This is a genomic window from Bradyrhizobium sp. (assembly GCF_035935975.1).
Lineage (GTDB): Bacteria > Pseudomonadota > Alphaproteobacteria > Rhizobiales > Xanthobacteraceae > Bradyrhizobium.
Genome location: NZ_DASYWN010000060.1, coordinates 1 through 16,767, shown reverse-complemented (window position 1 = coordinate 16,767; position 16,767 = coordinate 1). Strand labels below are relative to the sequence as shown.

The 16,767-nt window shown below is 65.6% G+C and carries 14 protein-coding genes; 9 read left to right on the top strand and 5 right to left on the bottom strand.

Translation table 11 applies throughout. The features are described from left to right. Positions 1–258 precede the first annotated feature (258 nt). Together VGR99_RS37995 and VGR99_RS37990 are read left to right on the top strand one after the other, a co-directional pair. On the top strand, positions 259–1,524 hold the full coding sequence (locus VGR99_RS37995; RefSeq protein WP_326905066.1) for a cytochrome P450: 1,266 nt from the start codon (positions 259–261) through the stop codon (positions 1,522–1,524). Between the two features lie 83 nt (positions 1,525–1,607). Continuing rightward, positions 1,608–2,882, top strand: coding sequence for a cytochrome P450 (locus VGR99_RS37990; RefSeq protein ID WP_326905065.1), 1,275 nt, complete (start codon positions 1,608–1,610; stop codon positions 2,880–2,882). 241 nt (positions 2,883–3,123) lie between these two features. Here the strand turns inward: VGR99_RS37990 and VGR99_RS37985 are convergent, their stop codons facing one another. Beyond that, positions 3,124–4,044, bottom strand: a complete 921-nt coding sequence (locus VGR99_RS37985; RefSeq protein WP_326905064.1) for a LysR substrate-binding domain-containing protein — start codon at positions 4,042–4,044, stop codon at positions 3,124–3,126. A 125-nt stretch (positions 4,045–4,169) separates the two neighbouring features. Here VGR99_RS37985 and VGR99_RS37980 point away from each other — a divergent pair, with 125 nt between their 5' ends. The 4 genes from VGR99_RS37980 to mdlC all read left to right on the top strand — a co-directional run bounded on the left by VGR99_RS37980 (position 4,170) and on the right by mdlC (position 9,122). Beyond that, complete coding sequence (locus VGR99_RS37980) at positions 4,170–5,339, top strand: acyl-CoA dehydrogenase family protein (RefSeq protein ID WP_326905063.1); 1,170 nt, start codon at positions 4,170–4,172, stop codon at positions 5,337–5,339. 10 nt (positions 5,340–5,349) lie between these two features. Then, entirely contained in the window at positions 5,350–6,453 is a 1,104-nt protein-coding gene (locus tag VGR99_RS37975; RefSeq protein WP_326905062.1) for a CaiB/BaiF CoA-transferase family protein, read from the top strand. Between the two features lie 15 nt (positions 6,454–6,468). Next, positions 6,469–7,320 carry an FAS1-like dehydratase domain-containing protein gene (locus tag VGR99_RS37970; protein ID WP_326905061.1) on the top strand — a complete coding sequence of 284 codons (852 nt, stop codon included), beginning with the start codon at positions 6,469–6,471 and terminating at the stop codon, positions 7,318–7,320. Between the two features lie 179 nt (positions 7,321–7,499). Beyond that, positions 7,500–9,122: a benzoylformate decarboxylase gene (mdlC, locus tag VGR99_RS37965; RefSeq protein WP_326905060.1), complete on the top strand. Its 1,623-nt coding sequence runs from the start codon at positions 7,500–7,502 to the stop codon at positions 9,120–9,122. An 87-nt stretch (positions 9,123–9,209) separates the two neighbouring features. Here the strand turns inward: mdlC and VGR99_RS37960 are convergent, their stop codons facing one another. Beyond that, positions 9,210–9,986, bottom strand: a complete 777-nt coding sequence (locus VGR99_RS37960; RefSeq protein ID WP_326905059.1) for a glucose 1-dehydrogenase — start codon at positions 9,984–9,986, stop codon at positions 9,210–9,212. 77 nt (positions 9,987–10,063) lie between these two features. Between VGR99_RS37960 and VGR99_RS37955 the strand changes: the two genes are divergently transcribed. Further along, the gene (locus tag VGR99_RS37955; protein ID WP_326905058.1) at positions 10,064–10,525 is read left to right on the top strand and encodes a MarR family winged helix-turn-helix transcriptional regulator; all 462 of its coding nucleotides are present in this window, start codon (positions 10,064–10,066) and stop codon (positions 10,523–10,525) included. 122 nt (positions 10,526–10,647) lie between these two features. Here VGR99_RS37955 and VGR99_RS37950 read toward each other — a convergent pair whose 3' ends face one another. Both VGR99_RS37950 and trhA read right to left on the bottom strand, forming a co-directional pair. Continuing rightward, a complete protein-coding gene (locus VGR99_RS37950; protein ID WP_326905057.1) occupies positions 10,648–11,442 on the bottom strand; it encodes an SDR family oxidoreductase in 795 nt (264 codons plus the stop codon). A 72-nt stretch (positions 11,443–11,514) separates the two neighbouring features. Then, entirely contained in the window at positions 11,515–12,210 is a 696-nt protein-coding gene (trhA, locus tag VGR99_RS37945; RefSeq protein ID WP_326905056.1) for a PAQR family membrane homeostasis protein TrhA, read from the bottom strand. A gap of 183 nt (positions 12,211–12,393) precedes the next feature. Between trhA and VGR99_RS37940 the strand changes: the two genes are divergently transcribed. Together VGR99_RS37940 and VGR99_RS37935 are read left to right on the top strand one after the other, a co-directional pair. Beyond that, complete coding sequence (locus VGR99_RS37940; RefSeq protein ID WP_326905055.1) at positions 12,394–13,863, top strand: YcjX family protein; 1,470 nt, start codon at positions 12,394–12,396, stop codon at positions 13,861–13,863. Then, complete coding sequence (locus VGR99_RS37935; RefSeq protein WP_326905054.1) at positions 13,860–14,888, top strand: TIGR01620 family protein; 1,029 nt, start codon at positions 13,860–13,862, stop codon at positions 14,886–14,888. Before VGR99_RS37940 ends, VGR99_RS37935 begins: the two co-directional genes overlap by 4 nt. On the opposite strand, the gene VGR99_RS37930 is transcribed toward VGR99_RS37935, so the two are convergent. Next, positions 14,797–16,464: a glycosyltransferase family 39 protein gene (locus tag VGR99_RS37930; protein ID WP_326905137.1), complete on the bottom strand. Its 1,668-nt coding sequence runs from the start codon at positions 16,462–16,464 to the stop codon at positions 14,797–14,799. The genes VGR99_RS37935 and VGR99_RS37930 overlap by 92 nt on opposite strands. Positions 16,465–16,767 lie beyond the last annotated feature (303 nt).

Sequence of the window (16,767 nt, the reverse complement as noted above, 5' to 3'; positions counted from 1 at the left end):
CGCAGGATTCCAGGTCGAACGGCGTGCGGCAGGCCACGCGGTGGTTTCGTAGCCCGGATGGAGCGCAGCGCAATCCGGGACAGCGTCCGCAGCGGCCTCAATCCCGGATTTCGCTTCGCTCCATCCGGGCTACCACGACTCACTTATCTTGTGGCAAAACTGTCGCTTGCTCCGACGCACGTAACGCGTTGTAATTGTAGTCCAATACCGCAGCGCAGAATATCAAACAAACGCGCGCGTTCGTCAGGGAGAACGGTCATGCACGGGACCATCGAGACCGCGGCCAAGCTCGACGCATTGCGCGAGCGCGCATCATCACTATCGCTGGAGCAGTTCGATCCCGGCGATCCTGAGCTGTTCAGGACCGATACGTTCTGGCCCTATTTCGATCGGTTGCGCCGCGAGGATCCCGTGCACTATTGCAAGGATTCGATGTTCGGCCCGTACTGGTCGGTGACGCGCTACAACGACATCATGGAGATCGAGACCAACCATTCGGTGTTCTCCTCGGCCTCCTCGCTCGGCGGCATCACCATCCGCGACATCGATCCGGATCTGCGCCGCGAGAGCTTCATCTCGATGGATCCGCCGCGCCACGCGGCGCAGCGCAAGACCGTCGCGCCGATGTTCACGCCGACGCATCTGGACAATCTCGCCCTCAACATCCGCAAGCGCTCGGCCGAGTGCCTGGACAATCTGCCGCGCGGCGAGGAGTTCGACTGGGTCGACCAGGTCTCGATCGAGTTGACCACGCAGATGCTGGCGGTGCTGTTCGACTTCCCCTGGGAGGACCGCCGCAAGCTGACGCGCTGGTCCGACGTCGCCACCACCATTCCCGGCCCCGGCGGCCTGGTCGCGACCGAGGACGAGCGCCAGGTCGAGCTGACCGAATGCGCGCAGTATTTCGCGCGGCTGTGGAAGGAGCGCATCGCCGAGCCGCCGAAGAGCGATCTGCTCTCGATGATGGCGCATGGCGCCGCCACCCGCGACATGGACGCCAAGAACTTCCTCGGCAATCTCATCCTTTTGATCGTCGGCGGCAACGACACCACCCGCAACACGATGTCGGGATCGCTGCTCGCGCTGAGCCAGCATCCGGAGCAATATCGCAAGCTGCGCGAAAACCCCGCGCTGCTCGACAGTTTCGTGCCGGAAGTGATCCGCTGGCAGACGCCGCTGGCGCACATGCGCCGCACCGCGCTCGCGGACTTCGAGTTCCGCGGCAAACAGATCAAGAAGGGTGACAAGGTCGTGATGTGGTACGTCTCGGGCAACCGCGACGAGGAGGCGATCGAGAAACCGTACGATTTCATCATCGACCGCGCCCGCCCGCGCACGCATCTCTCGTTCGGCTTCGGCATCCACCGCTGCGTCGGCTTGCGGCTTGCCGAACTCCAGCTCAAGATTATCTGGGAAGAGATCCTTAGGCGCTTCGACCATATCGACGTGATCGGCGAACCCAAGCGGGTCTATTCGAGTTTCGTAAAGGGTCTTGAAACCTTGCCGGTCAAGATTGCGGCGTGAAACACCTCCATCTCCCTGCGTTCCGCCTTCGCCAAGGCTTCGGCGGGACAGGGGAGAGACGACGAGACATTGGAGCCAGCACCATGAACATCCAAACGCCGCTCAAAGTGGACAAGGCCGAACGCATGCGCAGGGCCCGCGAGGAGGCCTATGCGACGCCGCTGGCGCAATTCCACCCGGGCGCGCCGCGGCTGTTCCAGGACGACACGCTGTGGCCGTGGTTCGAACGGCTGCGCAAGGAAGAGCCGGTGCATTACTGCACCAATGCGCCGATCGACCCGTACTGGTCGGTGGTGAAGTACAACGACATCATGCATGTCGACACCAATCACGGCATCTTCTCATCGGACTCGACGCTCGGCGGCATCGGCATCCGCGACGTGCCCGAGGGTTACGACTGGCCGAGCTTCATCGCGATGGACCAGCCCAAGCACTCGTCGCAGCGCAAGACGGTGTCGCCGATGTTCACGCCGACGCATCTGGACGAGCTGGCAAAGCTGATCCGGCAGCGCTCGCAGACCGTGCTCGACAATCTGCCGCGCAACGAGACCTTCAACTTCGTCGAGCGCGTCTCGATCGAGCTGACGACCCAGATGCTGGCGACCCTGTTCGACTTCCCCTGGGAGGAGCGCCGCAAGCTGACGCGCTGGTCCGACGTCGCGACCGCGCTGCCCAAGAGCGGCATCGTCGCCTCGGCGGAAGAGCGCCGCCGCGAGATGGACGAGTGCTACGCCTACATGTCCAAGCTCTGGAACGAGCGCGTCAACTCCGCGCCGCGCAACGATCTGCTGTCGCTGATGGCGCACAACGACGCCACGCGCTTCATGGACCCCGACAACCTCATGGGCAACATCATCCTGCTCATCGTCGGCGGCAACGACACCACGCGCAACACCATGACCGGCTCGGTGCTGGCGCTGAACGAGAACCCGGACCAGTACGACAGACTGCGCGCCAATCCGGAGCTTATCGATTCTATGGTGCCCGAGGTGATTCGCTGGCAGACGCCGCTGGCCCATATGCGCCGGACGGCGCTCCAGGACACCGAGATCGGCGGCAAGCACATCAGGAAGGGCGACCGCGTCGTGATGTGGTACGTCTCCGGCAACCGCGACGAGGAGATGTTCGAGAAGCCTGATGACTTCATCATCGACCGCCCACGCCCGCGCACGCATCTCTCCTTCGGCTTCGGCATCCACCGCTGCGTCGGCATGCGCCTCGCCGAGCTGCAGCTCCGGATCGTCTGGGAGGAAATGCTGAAGCGCTTCGACCGCATCGAGGTGGTCGGCGAGCCCAAGCGGATCTATTCGAGCTTCATCAAGGGATATGAGTCGCTGCCGGTGCGGATACCGGGGTAGCGGCTCCCCGCCCCTGCGGGGCGCTCAACTCCATCCCCTCACCCTGAGGAGCGCGCTTTTCGCGCGCGTCTCGAAGGGCGAGGCCACCGACCGGGCCTTCATCCTTCGAGACGCGCGAAGACGCGCTCCTCAGGATGAGGGTCGATACCTTTAGCGCGGATATAAAATTCCGGCATGACAGCTCGCACAACATGCGATGGGCCGCACGCGCCCTTCTGTCCTAAACCGCTACGACACGCATCTAACTCAATTTGATGTCCCAGACCCCTTCCTTGCGGCAGGCGGCGACTTCCTCCCGCAAAAGTGTCGTGACGGCGAGCGAGGCCGTCGAGGCCGGGCGGTCGATCGGAGAGGCGAAAATGAGCTCGCGCGTCATCGGCTTCGAGACTGCGGTGGTTTCCAGCCGCCCGTCCGCGACCTCGCCGTGGACCGACGAGGGCGGCAGCAATGCGAAGCCGAGGCCCTCCTCGACTAGGCTGGTCAGCACGCGGAACGAATCCGCTTCCAGCTGGACGTTGAGCTTGATCTTGCGCTGCGCGGCGGCGTGCTCGATCAGCGCACGGAGGCCGTGGGAGTGACTGGGCAGCACCAGCCGCTGCCGCAGCAGCCAGCCGATATCGACGTTCTTCTTGCGCGCCAACCCGCAGCCGCGCGGGCCGACCGCGACGATGTTGTCGCGGCCGAGACTCTCGACATTGAGATGCAGATCGGCCGAGCGACCGTAGAGAATGGCGAGATCCATCTCGCCGCGATGCAGCCATTCGACGATATGGCCGCTATAGCTCTCGACGATGCGCAGCGAGATACCCGGAAACTTTTCGACGCAGCGCCGCGCGAAGCGCGCCGACAGCACACAGCTCACGGTCGGAACCAGGCCGAGCACGACCTGCCCCGAGGGCGGCCCCTGCGCCGACTGGATGTCGTCGCGGATCTGGTCGATTTGCCGCACGATGCCGGAGGTGCGCGCCAGCAGCAGCCGGCCCGCCTCGGTCAGCACCATGCCGCGGCCGTTGCGGGTGAACAGCTCGGTGCGCAGCTCGTGTTCCAAGAGCTTGATCTGCCTGGAGAGCGCCGGCTGCGCCACGCGCAACGTGTCGGAGGCCTTGGACAGGCTGCCGAGCTCCGCCACGCAACTGAAGGTCCTGAGCTGCCGGAAATCCATGCTTGCCAATCCTGGAAGGCTACTTCATACGCTATAGCAAATGAGCATAGGGGGCTGGCGATGTTTTCACAACGCCAGAGGATCGGCCGGCGTTATCTTAACTGCCGCTAGATACGGGAAACGCCATGAGTGAAGAACACCACACCGAAGATCACGCCGACATCCGCGAAGCCGTCGCAAAGCTCTGCGCGCAGTTTCCCGGCGAATATTGGCGCAAGCTCGATCGCGAGATGGCCTATCCAAAAGCCTTCGTCGACGCGCTGACGCAGGCCGGCTATCTCTCGGTGCTGATCCCGGAAGAGTATGGCGGCGCGGGGCTGAAGCTCTCCGCCGCCGCGGCGATCCTCGAAGAGATCCAGCGCGCGGGGTGCAACGGCGGTGGCTGTCACGCCCAGATGTACACGATGGGCACCGTGCTGCGGCACGGCAATGACGAGCAGAAGGCAAAATACCTGCCGAAGATCGCGAGCGGCGAATTGCGCCTGCAGGCGTTCGGCGTCACCGAGCCGACCAGCGGCACCGACACGTCCTCGCTGAAGACCTTCGCGCGCAAGGAAGGCAACAACAGCTACGTCGTCAACGGCCAGAAGATCTGGACCAGCCGTGCCGAGCATTCCGATCTGATGGTGCTGCTGGCGCGCACCACGCCGAAGGAGCAGGTCAAGAAGCGCACCGATGGTCTGTCAGTGTTCATCGTCGACATGCGCGAGGCCAAGAACAACGGCCTCGAGATCCGCCCGATCCGCACCATGATGAACCACGCCACCACCGAAGTGTTCTTTACCGACATGAAGGTGCCGGCGGAGAATTTGATCGGCGAGGAAGGCAAGGGTTTCCGCTACATCCTCTCCGGCATGAATGCCGAGCGCATTTTGATCGCCGCCGAATGCGTCGGCGACGCGAAGTGGTTCATTGCCAAGGCCACCAACTACGCCAAGGAGCGCGCGGTGTTCGGCCGCCCCATCGGCCAGAACCAGGGCATCCAGTTCCCGATCGCCAAGGCTTACGCCTCGATGCGCGCGGCCGAATTGATGGTGAAGGAAGCCACGCGCAAATACGAGGCCGGGCTCGACTGCGGCGCGGAGGCCAACATGGCCAAGATGCTGGCGGCCGATGCGTCCTGGGAAGCGGCGAATGCCTGCATCCAGACCCATGGCGGCTTCGGCTTCGCCGAGGAATACGACGTCGAGCGCAAATTCCGCGAAACGCGGCTCTATCAGGTCGCGCCGATCTCGACCAACCTCGTGCTGTCCTTCGTCGCCGAGCACGTGCTCGGCATGCCCCGCTCGTACTGAGGCCGCCATCATGGGAGCACTTGACGGGATCAGGGTGATTGCGGTCGAGCAGGCGGTGGCGGCCCCGTTCTGCTCCTCGCGCCTGGCGGATGCCGGCGCGGAGGTGATCAAGATCGAGCGGCCCGAAGGCGACTTCGCCCGCGGCTATGACGCCGCAGCCAAGGGCCAGAGCAGCTATTTCGTGTGGCTCAACCGCGGCAAGCAATCGGCGGTGGTCGATCTCGCCACCAGGGAAGGCTGCGCCGAGCTCGAGAAGCTGATCGCCAGCGCCGACGTGCTCATTCAAAACCTCAAGCCGGGCTCGATGGACAAGCTCGGCTTTTCGCGCGAACGCTTGCTGAAGGACTATCCAAAGCTGATCTCGTGCACGATCACCGGCTATGGCGACGAAGGTCCTTACGCCCATCGCAAGGCCTATGATCTCCTGATCCAGGCCGAGAGCGGGCTCGCCTCGATCACCGGCAATCCCGATGGCGCCTCGCGCGTCGGCATGTCGATCGTCGACGTCGCGACCGGCGCCACCGCGCACGCGGCGATCCTGGAAGCGCTGATCGGGCGCGGGCGCACCGGCAAGGGCTGTGACATCCGCATCTCCATGTTCGACGTGATGGCGGACTGGTGCACCGTGCCGCTGCTCAATTCGGAAGCCGGCAATCCGCCCAAGCGCATGGGCCTGCGACATCCCTCGATCGCGCCCTATGGCGTGTTCACCTCGAGGGACGGCAAGGACATCCTGATCTCGATCCAGAGCGAGCGCGAGTGGAAGACGCTCTGCGTCAAGGTGCTCGACCAGCCGGATCTGCCGGCCGATCCCCGCGTCGCCAACATGGTCGAGCGCGTGCGCAACCGCGACTTCACCGACAAGACCGTGGCAGATGCCTTCGGCAAGATGACGCGCGATGAGCTGCTGAAGCGGCTGTCCGACGCCGACATCGCCTTTGCCGAGGTCAACACCATGGCCGACCTCACCAACCACCCGCATCTACGCCGCATCGAGGTCGATACCCCAAACGGCCGCGTAAGCTATCCCGCACCGGCGCCGATCATCGTCGGCGAGACCCGCGCCTACGGCGCGGTGCCCGCGATCGGCGAAAAGCCGCAATCCAAAAAGTAAGAAGAGCGAGGCGTCATGACCGAGAAGCTCGACATCGATCATCTCAGGCAATGGATCGGCCGCAGCACGGAAGCCACCGACATCGTCACCGCGCAGCTCGTCATGGGCCTGCGCGCGACACTGTTCCAGGAGGTCGGCGAACCCAGGACAGGCGACGCCGCGCCGTTCACGGTGCACTGGTGCCTGGCGCAGCCGGTGTTTCCGATGTCGATGCTGGGGCCCGACGGCCACCCGACCCGCGGCGGCTTCCTGCCGCCGGTACCGCTGCCGCGCCGGATGTGGGCCGGCGGCGAGATCGAGTTTTTGCAGCCGCTGCAGGTCGGCGATGAATCGACCCGGACCTCGCGCATCGCCGACGTGCAGGTGAAGACGGGATCGACCGGCACGCTGTGCTTCGTCTCGGTCGAGCACAGCATCTCCTCGCCGCGCGGCACCGCCATCCGCGAGCGGCAGGACATCGTCTATCGCGAGATGACGAGCAACGCACCGGCGACGGCCAAGGCTCCGCCTCCGCTGCCGAAGGCGCAGCATCGCGAGACCCATGTCTCCGATCCCGTGCTGCTGTTCCGCTATTCCGCGCTGACCTTCAATGGCCACCGCATCCATTACGACCGGGATTACGTAACCAAGGTCGAAGGCTATCCGGGCCTGATCTTTCACGGGCCCTTGCAGGCGGCCTTCATCATCGAGATGGCCGCAAAACTGCGCGGCGGCAAGGCGCCGAAAAAGTTTACCTATCGCGGCGTGCAGCCGCTGTTCGAGGGCTCGGAGTTCTCGATCAACGCCAACGAGACCGAGGCGGGTCTGGAGCTGTGGACCGCAAATGCGGAGGGACAGCCGACGATGAAGGGGACGGCGGTGTGGTGAGCCACCGCCGCCTGTCCGTCGTCGTTGCGAGCGAAGCGGCAATGTAGGAAGCTAGACCCTCACCCTGAGGAGCCGCGTAGCGGCGTCTCGAAGGGCGAGGCCACCAGCCGGGCCTTCATCCTTCGAGACGCTCACTTCGCAAGCTCCTCAGGATGAGGAATGAATGGGGACGGAAACCAATGTCCAAGAACGGCAAGACCGGCAGCAAGTCCGTCACCGTGAAGCAGGCGACCCTCGACCTGCTGCGCTCGTTCGGCATCGACAGGGTGTTCGGCAATCCCGGCTCGACCGAGCTGCCGTTCCTGAGCGACTGGCCCGACGACATCGACTACGTGCTGGCGCTGCAGGAGGCCTCCGCGGTCGGCATGGCCGACGGCTACGCGCAGGCGACGCGCAATGCCGGTTTCGTCAACCTGCATTCGGCGGCCGGCGTCGGCAACGCGCTCGGCAACATCTACACCGCGCATCGCAACCAGACGCCGCTGGTGATCACCGCGGGCCAGCAGGCGCGCTCGATCCTGCCGCTGCAGGCATTCCTCTATGCCGAGCGCGCCTCCGAATTCCCGCGGCCCTATGTGAAGTACAGCGTCGAGCCGGCGCGGCCCGAGGACGTGCCGGCCGCGATCGCGCGGGCCTATTACACCGCGATGCAGCCGCCGTGCGGGCCGACCTTCGTGTCGATCCCGATCGACGACTGGGCGCATGCCTGCGCACCGGTCGAGGCACGCAAGGTCAGCCGCGAGATCGGCCCCGACGCCGATGCGATGAAGGCGCTGGTGGCCGCGCTCGGTTCGGCAAAGCACCCAGCCCTCGTCGTCGGCCCTGGTGTCGACCGCGCCGGCGCAGTGGACCTGATGGTGCGCGTCGCCGAGAAGGCCAAGGCGAGTGTCTGGGTCAGCCCGTTCTCGGCGCGCTGCTCGTTCCCCGAGCGGCATCCGCAATTCGCGGGGTTCCTGCATGCGTCGCCCGCACAGCTCTCCGACGCGCTGCGTGAGCACGACCTCATCGTCGTGATCGGTGCGCCTGTCTTCACCTTCCACGTCGAAGGCCATGCCGCCATCTTCGACGGCGGCGCGACGATCTTCCAGATCACCGATGATGCGGATGCGGCCGCGGTCACACCCGTCGGCACCAGCATCATTGCGACGATGAAGCCGGCGCTGAGCCTGCTGCTCGACATGCTCCCGGAGAGTAAGCGCGCCACGCCAAAGGGCCGCACGCTGCCGCCGGCGCCGCAAGCCGCCGATCCGCTGCCGGTCGAATTCCTGCTGCACTCGCTGTCGCAGGCAATGCCGGATGGCGCCTCGCTGGTCGAGGAAGTGCCCTCGCACCGGCCGGCGATGCAGAAGTTTTTGCCGATGCGCGGCCAGGACAGTTTTTACACCATGGCGAGCGGCGGCCTCGGCTACTCGCTGCCCGCTGCAGTCGGCATGGCGCTCGGCAAGCCGAAGCAGCGCACGGTGTGCCTGATCGGCGACGGTTCGGCGATGTATTCGATCCAGGCGCTGTGGACCGCCGCGCAGCGAAAACTGCCGCTGACCATCGTCGTCATCAACAATTCCGGCTACGGCGCGATGCGCTCGTTCAGCCAGGTGATGCAGGTGCGCAACGTGCCGGGGCTGGAGCTGCCGGGGATCGATTTCGTGCGGCTCGCCGAAGGCATGGGCTGCCATGCGGTGCGGGTGAGCAAGGCGGCGGAGCTCGGTGACGCCCTGAAGCGCGGAATGGCGTATGAGGGCGCGAGCCTGATTGAGGTCGTCGTGGATTCGGCGGTGCCGGTGCTGTACGGGCAGAAGCATTGACGGCGCCGTAGCCCGGATGAGCGCAGCGATATCCGGGGTGCTGTAGCAAAGGCCCCGGATGTCGCTTCGCTCATCCGGGCTACAAGGCTACGAAGCGAGGAATCCTCCATCCGCCGCAAGGACATGCCCGACGACATAGGATGACGCGTCGGACGACAGCCACACCACGGCCTCTGCGACCTCCTCCGGACTGCCCATCCGCCGCAGCGGCAGGCCCGCGCTCACCGTTGCGATATCGCCGACGCCGGCGCGCAGCATCATGTCGGTGACGACGCGGCCGGGCGCGATGGCGTTGATGCGGATGCCGCGCGGTGCGTTCTCCATTGCCGCCGAGCGTGTCAGCGAGATCGCCGCGGCCTTCGACGCCGAGTAGAGCGAGAAGCCGGGATTCGGATTGCGCACGCCGCTGACCGAGGCGTTGACGACGATGCTGCCACGCCCCTGCGCCAGCATCGCTGGAAGCTGGTGGCGCAGGCACAGGAACAGCGCGCGGACGTTGGTATCGAACACGTTGTCGTAGGTCTCCATGCCCTGCTCTTCCAACGGAGCGCGGCGTTCCTGAAAACCGGCATTATTGAAGGCGACGTCGAGCCGGCCGCAACGTTCGACGGCCGTGCGCACCAGTCGCGCGACGTCATCTTCTTTCGTGATGTCGGTCTTGATCGGAATGGCTTCTGCGCCGAGTTTGCGGCATGCCGCGGCGGTGGCCTCGATCTCGGCCTCGCGGCGGCCCGCAACGAGAACCGCCTCGGCGCCTTCAGATGCCATCCGCAGGGCCGTGGCGCGGCCGATGCCGCTGCCGCCGCCCGTGACGAGGCAGACCTTGCCTCTCATCCGCTCGCCGGTCGGCAAGGTTCCGCTCATGGCCCACTCCAAAACGCTTGCGCGCCTCGTTGCGCGCATATAGTTGTATGGTACAACTATATGCCGGGAGTCAAGATGTGGCTGAACTCGCGCTGATCGACGACATCCGTGCCGCCTCGCGGCTGATGGTGCGCGAGCTCGGCTTCATGGATGCGACGGTGGCGGCCTCAGACTATCCGCCCTCGGCCGTGCACACGATTCTGGAGATCGGCATCCGCGGGCCGCTGAGTTCAGGCGAGCTCGGCGATTTCCTGCGGCTGGAGAAATCCAGCGTCAGCCGCATGGTGCGCAAGCTGATCGACTGCGGCGAGCTGCGCGAAACGCAAGATGAGCTCGACGCGCGCAGCAAGCTGCTCTCGCTGACGGCGAAGGGCCGCCGCACGCTGGAGGCGTTGCATGCGTTCGGCCGGCAGCAGGTGCGCGGCGCGCTGGCGGCGTTGACGGAGGCAGAGCAGCGCACGGTACGCGAGGGGATGATGCTCTATGCGCGGGCGCTCAGGCAGAGCCGGGTGGAGGATGGGGCGGAGACGGCGGCATGAGGCTGCCGTAGCCCGGATGGAGCGCAGCGCAATCCGGGGCTCTTGCCACAAGCTCAAGCGGCCCCGGATTACGCTGCGCTCCATCCGGGCTACGGGACCGAGAACGCGGCAACAACGTCCGCCTACTTCCCGAACTCTTCCCGCATCTTCGCCTGGATCTTGGCCATGCCGCCGATCCAGCGGTCGTAGTTCTCGGTCTTCTTGCGCATGTAGCCGAGGACCTGGGGGTGCGGCAGGATCAGGAATGTCTCCTGCTCGAGGCCGGCGAGCACGTCTTTCGCGACCTGCTCGGGCGTGAGATCGCCGTCGCCGGATTGCGGGCCTTTCGGGATCGAGCGCAGCATGTTGGTGTCGACGCCCTGCGGGCAGAGGATCGAGACCTTGATATTGTGCGCCTTGTGCGAGATCGCGAGGTTTTCGGCAAAGCCGACCGCGGCATGCTTGGTCGTCGAATAGGCCGGGCTGCCGACCTGCGACAGCAGGCCTGCGGCCGAGATGGTGTTGAGGAAATAGCCGCCGCCGCGCGTCTTCATGCGGGGGATGAGATGCCGCGCCGCATAGACATGGGCCATGACGTGGATCGCCCAGCTCCGCTGCCACGGCTCGTCGGAGGCGCCGCCGGCGTTGACCGACATCGGATCGAAGCCACCGCCGATGCCTGCATTGGAGCAGAACAATTCGATCGGGCCGAACTGCCGCTCGGTCTCCTCGATGACGTGAGCAATGTCCTTTTCCTGCGCGACGTCGCATTTGAAGGCCGCGCCATCCACCGTGGCCGCGACGGCGCGCGCATTGGCGGCGTCCATGTCGGCGACGACGACCTTGGCCGCACCCGCCTTGTGAAAGGCCTCGCACAGCGCCTTGCCGATGCCGTTTGCGCCGCCCGTGACGACCACGACCTTGCCGGTCACCTGCATGCGACGTCTCCTCTCTTTTATACCGCGCTTCGCGCGTATGCCGCGCAGCCTATGCCGCCGCGCGGAACCTGCTCAGCTCAACACGAGGTCAAGCACCGCGGTATAATGGCATGCCGCGCCGGCCAAGACAAAGCCGTGCCAGATCGCATTCTGGAAGCGCAACCGCCGCCAGGCGTGGAAGATCACGCCAAAGCTGTAGAACAGGCCGCCGGCAAGGATGAAGCCCAGCACCAGCGCCGGCAACGCCCTGACCACGGCGTCGTAGAGCATCACGCCGCTCCAGCCCATCGCAAGATAGATGCCGACCGCGACGCGGTCGAACCGGCCGGGGTAGAACAGCTTCAGCACGATGCCGAGGATGGCGACGCACCAGACGCCGGCGAGCAGCACCAGCGCGAACACACTGTCCTTCACCTCCAGGATGAATGGCGTGTAGGTCGCGGCGATCAGCAGGTAGATCGCGGAATGGTCGAAGCGCCGCAGCAGCCATTTGGCCGGCGAGACCGGCCAGAGATTATAGGTCGCCGACAGCACCAGCATCGAGAGCAGCCCGGCAACATAGATCGAGACGCCGACGATGTCAGTGGCATCGGCATAGATCGCGGTCAGCACCACCAGCACGGTGGCGGCGATGATGCCGGAGAGCACGCCGATGGCGTGGACCACACCGTCGGCGATCAGCTCGGCGCGGTCGTAGTGCCAGCCGACCACGTCGGCCGCGGCGTGGACGGAATGGGAGGCGAGCTGCTTCAATTGGAAGACGGTCATGGCAATCCGCAAAGGCTGAGGCAATGCCCTCTTGTATGGGTCTTTCGCGACCGGCGCGTCCTTCAAACGGCTGATTTGCCGACAAAGGCGGTGGAAGTATGAAGCTTGATTTTCCTCACGCAATTGCCACTTTTGTGAACGGCTCCACTGTTCCGCCCCGCCCCCGGGATCAATCACGTTCATATGGCATTCAGCTTTCAGGATATGGTCGAAGAGGCGCGCCTGTCGGCCCGGGCGCTGATCGACTATGGCGAGCATTTCTTCAATCCGACGGTGCGGCTTGGTGTCACCGGCCTGTCGCGCGCCGGTAAGACCGTATTCATCACCGCGTTGATCCACGGGCTGACGCGCGGCGGCCGCTTTCCGGTGTTCGAGGCCTATGCATCGGGCCGGATCGCGCGGGCGCATCTGGCGCCGCAGCCTGACGACGCCGTGCCGCGCTTTGCCTATGAGAACCATCTGCGCGCGTTGATCGAGGAGCGGCGCTGGCCGAATTCGACGGTCGACATCAGCGAGCTGCGTCTCGTCATCGACTACCAGCGCCCGAACGGCGCCGACCGCACGCTGACGCTCGACATCGTCGACTATCCCGGCGAATGGCTGCTCGACCTGCCGCTGCTGCAAAAGACTTATGAGCAATGGTCCGCAGAAAGCTTAGCGCTGTCGCGCGAAGCGCCGCGCGCGCATCTCGCCGCCGACTGGCACGCGCATCTCGCAACGCTCAAGCCCGAGGCGCGCGAGGACGAACAGGCCACGCTCACGGCCGCAAAGCTGTTCACGGACTATTTGCGCGCCTGCCGCGACGAACGGTTTGCGATGAGCCTGCTGCCGCCCGGCCGCTTCCTGATGCCCGGCAATCTCGCCGATACCCCGGCGCTGACCTTTGCGCCGCTCGACGTACCCGCAGACCGGCAGGCGCCGGAGGGGTCGCTGTGGGCGATGATGGTGCGCCGCTATGAGGCCTACAAGGACATGGTGGTGCGGCCGTTCTTCCGCGATCATTTCGCGCGGCTCGATCGCCAGATCGTGCTCGCCGATGCGCTCGCCGCATTTAACTCCGGCCCCGAGGCGTTGCACGATCTCGAAGCCGCGCTGGCCGGCATTCTCGATTGCTTCAACATCGGCCGCAGCACCTTGCTGTCCAATCTGTTCCGGCCGCGCATCGACCGCATCCTGTTCGCGGCAACCAAGGCCGACCATCTGCATCATTCCAGCCACGACCGGCTCGAGGCTGTGCTGCGCCGTGCAGTCACGCGTGCCGTTGCGCGCGCGGAAGATACCGGCGCGGCGATCGACGTCGTCGCGCTCGCCGCCGTGCGCGCCACGCGCGAGGCGCAGGTCTCGCATGGCCGCGACAGATTGCCGTCGATCCTGGGAACACCGGCCGCCGGCGAAAGCGCCAACGGCGAGTTCTTCGACGGCAACACCGAGGTTGCGACCTTTCCCGGCGACCTGCCGCTCGACCCCGAGCCGCTGTTCAACGGCACCGATGCGTTCCGCGGCCTCTCGACGCAGATTGCCGAGAAGAGCGATTTCCGCTTCCTGCGCTTCCGCCCGCCCAGGCTCGAACGCGAGGGAACGAACGAACCCGTGCTGCCACATATCCGCCTCGACCGTGCCTTGCAGTTCCTGATCGGAGACAAGCTCGCATGAACGACCGATCCCAGCCGCGGCGGCCGGCGACGTTCCGGCTCGACGATCCCGGCGTCGTCGTCACCGAAGCCGACGAGACCAGCCGGCTCAGCCGCGCCACCATCCAGATCACGCCGGAGCACGATCCTCAGGCGCTGCCGGTGCCGATCGAAGCAGCACGCGCCGCACGCCGCGGCTTTCCCTGGGGCACGCTGTTCTGGTCCGGGCTCGGCGGTCTGACGCTGCTAGGCACCGGGCTTGGCGTCGTGCGTCTGATCGAGGATCTGTTCGCACGCAGCGAAACGCTCGGCTTCGTCGGCGTTGCCTTCGCCTTCGTCACCGCACTGGCGCTGGCGGTGGTGATCGGCCGCGAGGCGTTTGGCCTCGCCCGCCTTGCGACCATCGAGAAGCTGCATGAGCGCGCGGCCGCGGTGCTTGCCAGCGACGATCGCAAGGAGAGCCGGGTCATCGTGCAGGACCTGCTCAAGATCGCGCACCAGAACCCGCAGCTCGCGCGCGCCCGCGCCACGCTGGAGAGCCACACCGGCGAGATCATCGACGGCGCCGACATGATCCGCCTCGCCGAGCGCGAGCTGATGTCGCCCCTGGATGCGGAGGCGCGCAGGCTTGTCTCGTCAGCCGCGCAAAAAGTCTCGATCGTGACGGCGGTGAGCCCGCGCGCGGCGATCGACGTGCTGTTCGTGTTCGTGGCCGCACTGCGCCTGATCCGCCAGCTCGCCTATCTCTATGGCGGCCGCCCCGGCGCGCTCGGCATGATCCGCCTGCTCCGTCACGTCATCGCCCATCTCGCCATCACCGGCGGCATGGCCGCGAGCGACAGCCTGGTGCAGCAGATGCTCGGCCACGGCATCGCGGCAAAGCTGTCGCAGCGGCTCGGCGAAGGCGTGCTGAACGGGCTGCTGACGGCGCGGCTGGGATTAGCGGCAATCGATGTCACAAGACCGCTGCCGTTCGCCGCGCTGCCGCCGCCAAAACTGTCGGACCTCGCGACGGATCTGCTGCGGAAGAAAGACGACGAGGAGTAGGCTCTTCGCCTCTCCTCGCTTGCGGGGAGAGGGAGAAGAGGGCCAGCACGCGCCACTGGAACAACGGCGAGCCCTTCGGCGGCGACAGCTCCGGGGTCCAGCCATCGAGCTTTTCGATCACATAGATATCCGTCAGCACGCCGCGCCAGCGGCGTTCGACCTGGCCGAGTTGTTCGCGCTTCGCCGGAATGCTGTCCCACAGCGATGAGCGATTGTCCGGCTCGCGGCCGACATAGATGCCGGCGTGGCCCTTGACCCTGTCCATGCCGGGATCGCGAAAATCCTGGAAGCGGCCGCGCTCGTTGATCTCGATCACGGGGACGCGGCCCCGGAACAGCCAGCGCATCATGGCGTAGGTGCGGTAGTCCGTGGTTGCGATCCAGGTCGCGCCGGTCTCGTCAAGTGCGGCCTGCGCGCGCGCGGCGACCTGCTCATAGCCGGCTTCGGCGCCGATCGGATCGATCTTGCCGAGCAGATTCCAGGGTGCGGCGACGTAGTAGAGGAACACGATGATGACGAAGGCGATGCCCGAGATAACAGCCGTCTTCAGCCAGAACAGGCTCGAGCGGATCAGCCACGCCGGCCATTTTTCGCGTGACAGCATCACGAGGTTGACTGCGGCGGCGGCGAAACCGACCGGCCACATGAACATCGGCCAGGTGTCGCCGACCCGGAGCGTCAGCGACTTGAACAGGAAATAGAGGAACGGCACCAGCACCGCGGTCGACAGCAGGATCGCGACCGGCTCGCGCGTGCGATAGCCGCGCCATGCGGTGATCACGAGGCCCGTGAGCACCACCGGCAGCATGACGAAGCCGACGAGGCCGAATTGCAGGCCGATGTAGTCGCCGATCGTGCGCAGCGAGATGCCGTAATTGGCGGTGGCGCGCACGCCCTGGAAACGGAACGAGGCCCAGTCGTGCTGCGCGTTCCAGATCAGCACCGGCGAGAACGCCGCGATGGCGACCAGCACCGCGAGATACGGATATGGGCTGCGCAACCAGCGCCAGCGCCAATCCGGCACCAGCAGGAAGGCGGCAACTGCGGGTGCGAACATGATCGCGGTGAATTTCGACAGCATCGACAGCCCGGCAAACAGGCCGGCCGCGAGCCACCAGCGGCCGTCGCCGCTCTGCGCGAGCCGCACCAGCGACCACATCATCGCCACCGCAAACGGGATCATGGCGACGTCGGGTGCGACCTTGGCCATCAGCAGGCCGTAATAGAGCGCTGCTTCCGGCATCAGCACCGCGAACACGATCGCGCGAACATCATGGGAGAGGCGGCGGACGATGTCGGCGAGCAGCACTTGCGTCACCAGCATCGCGACGATACCGCCGAAACGAACGCCGAGCGGCGTGTCACCGAAAATCGCGGTGCCGAAGCGGACGAACCAGGCGATCATGGGGGGATGGTCGAGGAAGCTCGGCGCGCCCTCCTTCGACCAGGTCCAGTAATAGGCCTCGTCGGTGCGCAGCTCGATGACCGAAGCGTAGACGATGCGCAGCAGCGTCATCGCGGCAATGACGAGCACGGCGATGACGAGGGGCCGGCGCGCGGCACCGCCGGGGGGCATGGTGATGTCAGGAGCTGTCGTCACGGCCGCGCTTTTCGCCAACCTGGGAGGGGGAGTCAATGCGGGGGGCGTTACGGTCGGTGTCTGCCGTTCCGGCAGACTCGCAGGGTGGGCAAAGGCGCTCTGGCGCCGTGCCCACCACTTCCAATGATGGGCACGCTTCGCTTTGCCCACCCTCATATGGGGATTTGTGAGTCAAGGGCATTCGATTGGCTTGAGTGAGGTTGGCGTGGTTTGAGGGCGGCGCGCGGAGCCATGCGGAGCGCAGCGCGACGACCGTGTTCCGGGGGAGGATTGGCTTCC

What these genes read in the sequence shown, in the direction of transcription:
- VGR99_RS37950 (WP_326905057.1), bottom strand. Translation starts at nt 11,442, where the DNA reads ATGCAGGTGACCGGCAAGGTCGTGGTCGTCACGGGCGGCGCAAACGGC.
- VGR99_RS37930 (WP_326905137.1), bottom strand. Translation starts at nt 16,464, where the DNA reads ATGCCCCCCGGCGGTGCCGCGCGCCGGCCCCTCGTCATCGCCGTGCTC.
- VGR99_RS37940 (WP_326905055.1), top strand. Translation starts at nt 12,394, where the DNA reads ATGGCATTCAGCTTTCAGGATATGGTCGAAGAGGCGCGCCTGTCGGCC.
- trhA (WP_326905056.1), bottom strand. Translation starts at nt 12,210, where the DNA reads ATGACCGTCTTCCAATTGAAGCAGCTCGCCTCCCATTCCGTCCACGCC.
- VGR99_RS37980 (WP_326905063.1), top strand. Translation starts at nt 4,170, where the DNA reads ATGAGTGAAGAACACCACACCGAAGATCACGCCGACATCCGCGAAGCC.
- VGR99_RS37935 (WP_326905054.1), top strand. Translation starts at nt 13,860, where the DNA reads ATGAACGACCGATCCCAGCCGCGGCGGCCGGCGACGTTCCGGCTCGAC.
- VGR99_RS37975 (WP_326905062.1), top strand. Translation starts at nt 5,350, where the DNA reads ATGGGAGCACTTGACGGGATCAGGGTGATTGCGGTCGAGCAGGCGGTG.
- VGR99_RS37970 (WP_326905061.1), top strand. Translation starts at nt 6,469, where the DNA reads ATGACCGAGAAGCTCGACATCGATCATCTCAGGCAATGGATCGGCCGC.
- VGR99_RS37995 (WP_326905066.1), top strand. Translation starts at nt 259, where the DNA reads ATGCACGGGACCATCGAGACCGCGGCCAAGCTCGACGCATTGCGCGAG.
- mdlC (WP_326905060.1), top strand. Translation starts at nt 7,500, where the DNA reads ATGTCCAAGAACGGCAAGACCGGCAGCAAGTCCGTCACCGTGAAGCAG.
- VGR99_RS37960 (WP_326905059.1), bottom strand. Translation starts at nt 9,986, where the DNA reads ATGAGCGGAACCTTGCCGACCGGCGAGCGGATGAGAGGCAAGGTCTGC.
- VGR99_RS37990 (WP_326905065.1), top strand. Translation starts at nt 1,608, where the DNA reads ATGAACATCCAAACGCCGCTCAAAGTGGACAAGGCCGAACGCATGCGC.
- VGR99_RS37985 (WP_326905064.1), bottom strand. Translation starts at nt 4,044, where the DNA reads ATGGATTTCCGGCAGCTCAGGACCTTCAGTTGCGTGGCGGAGCTCGGC.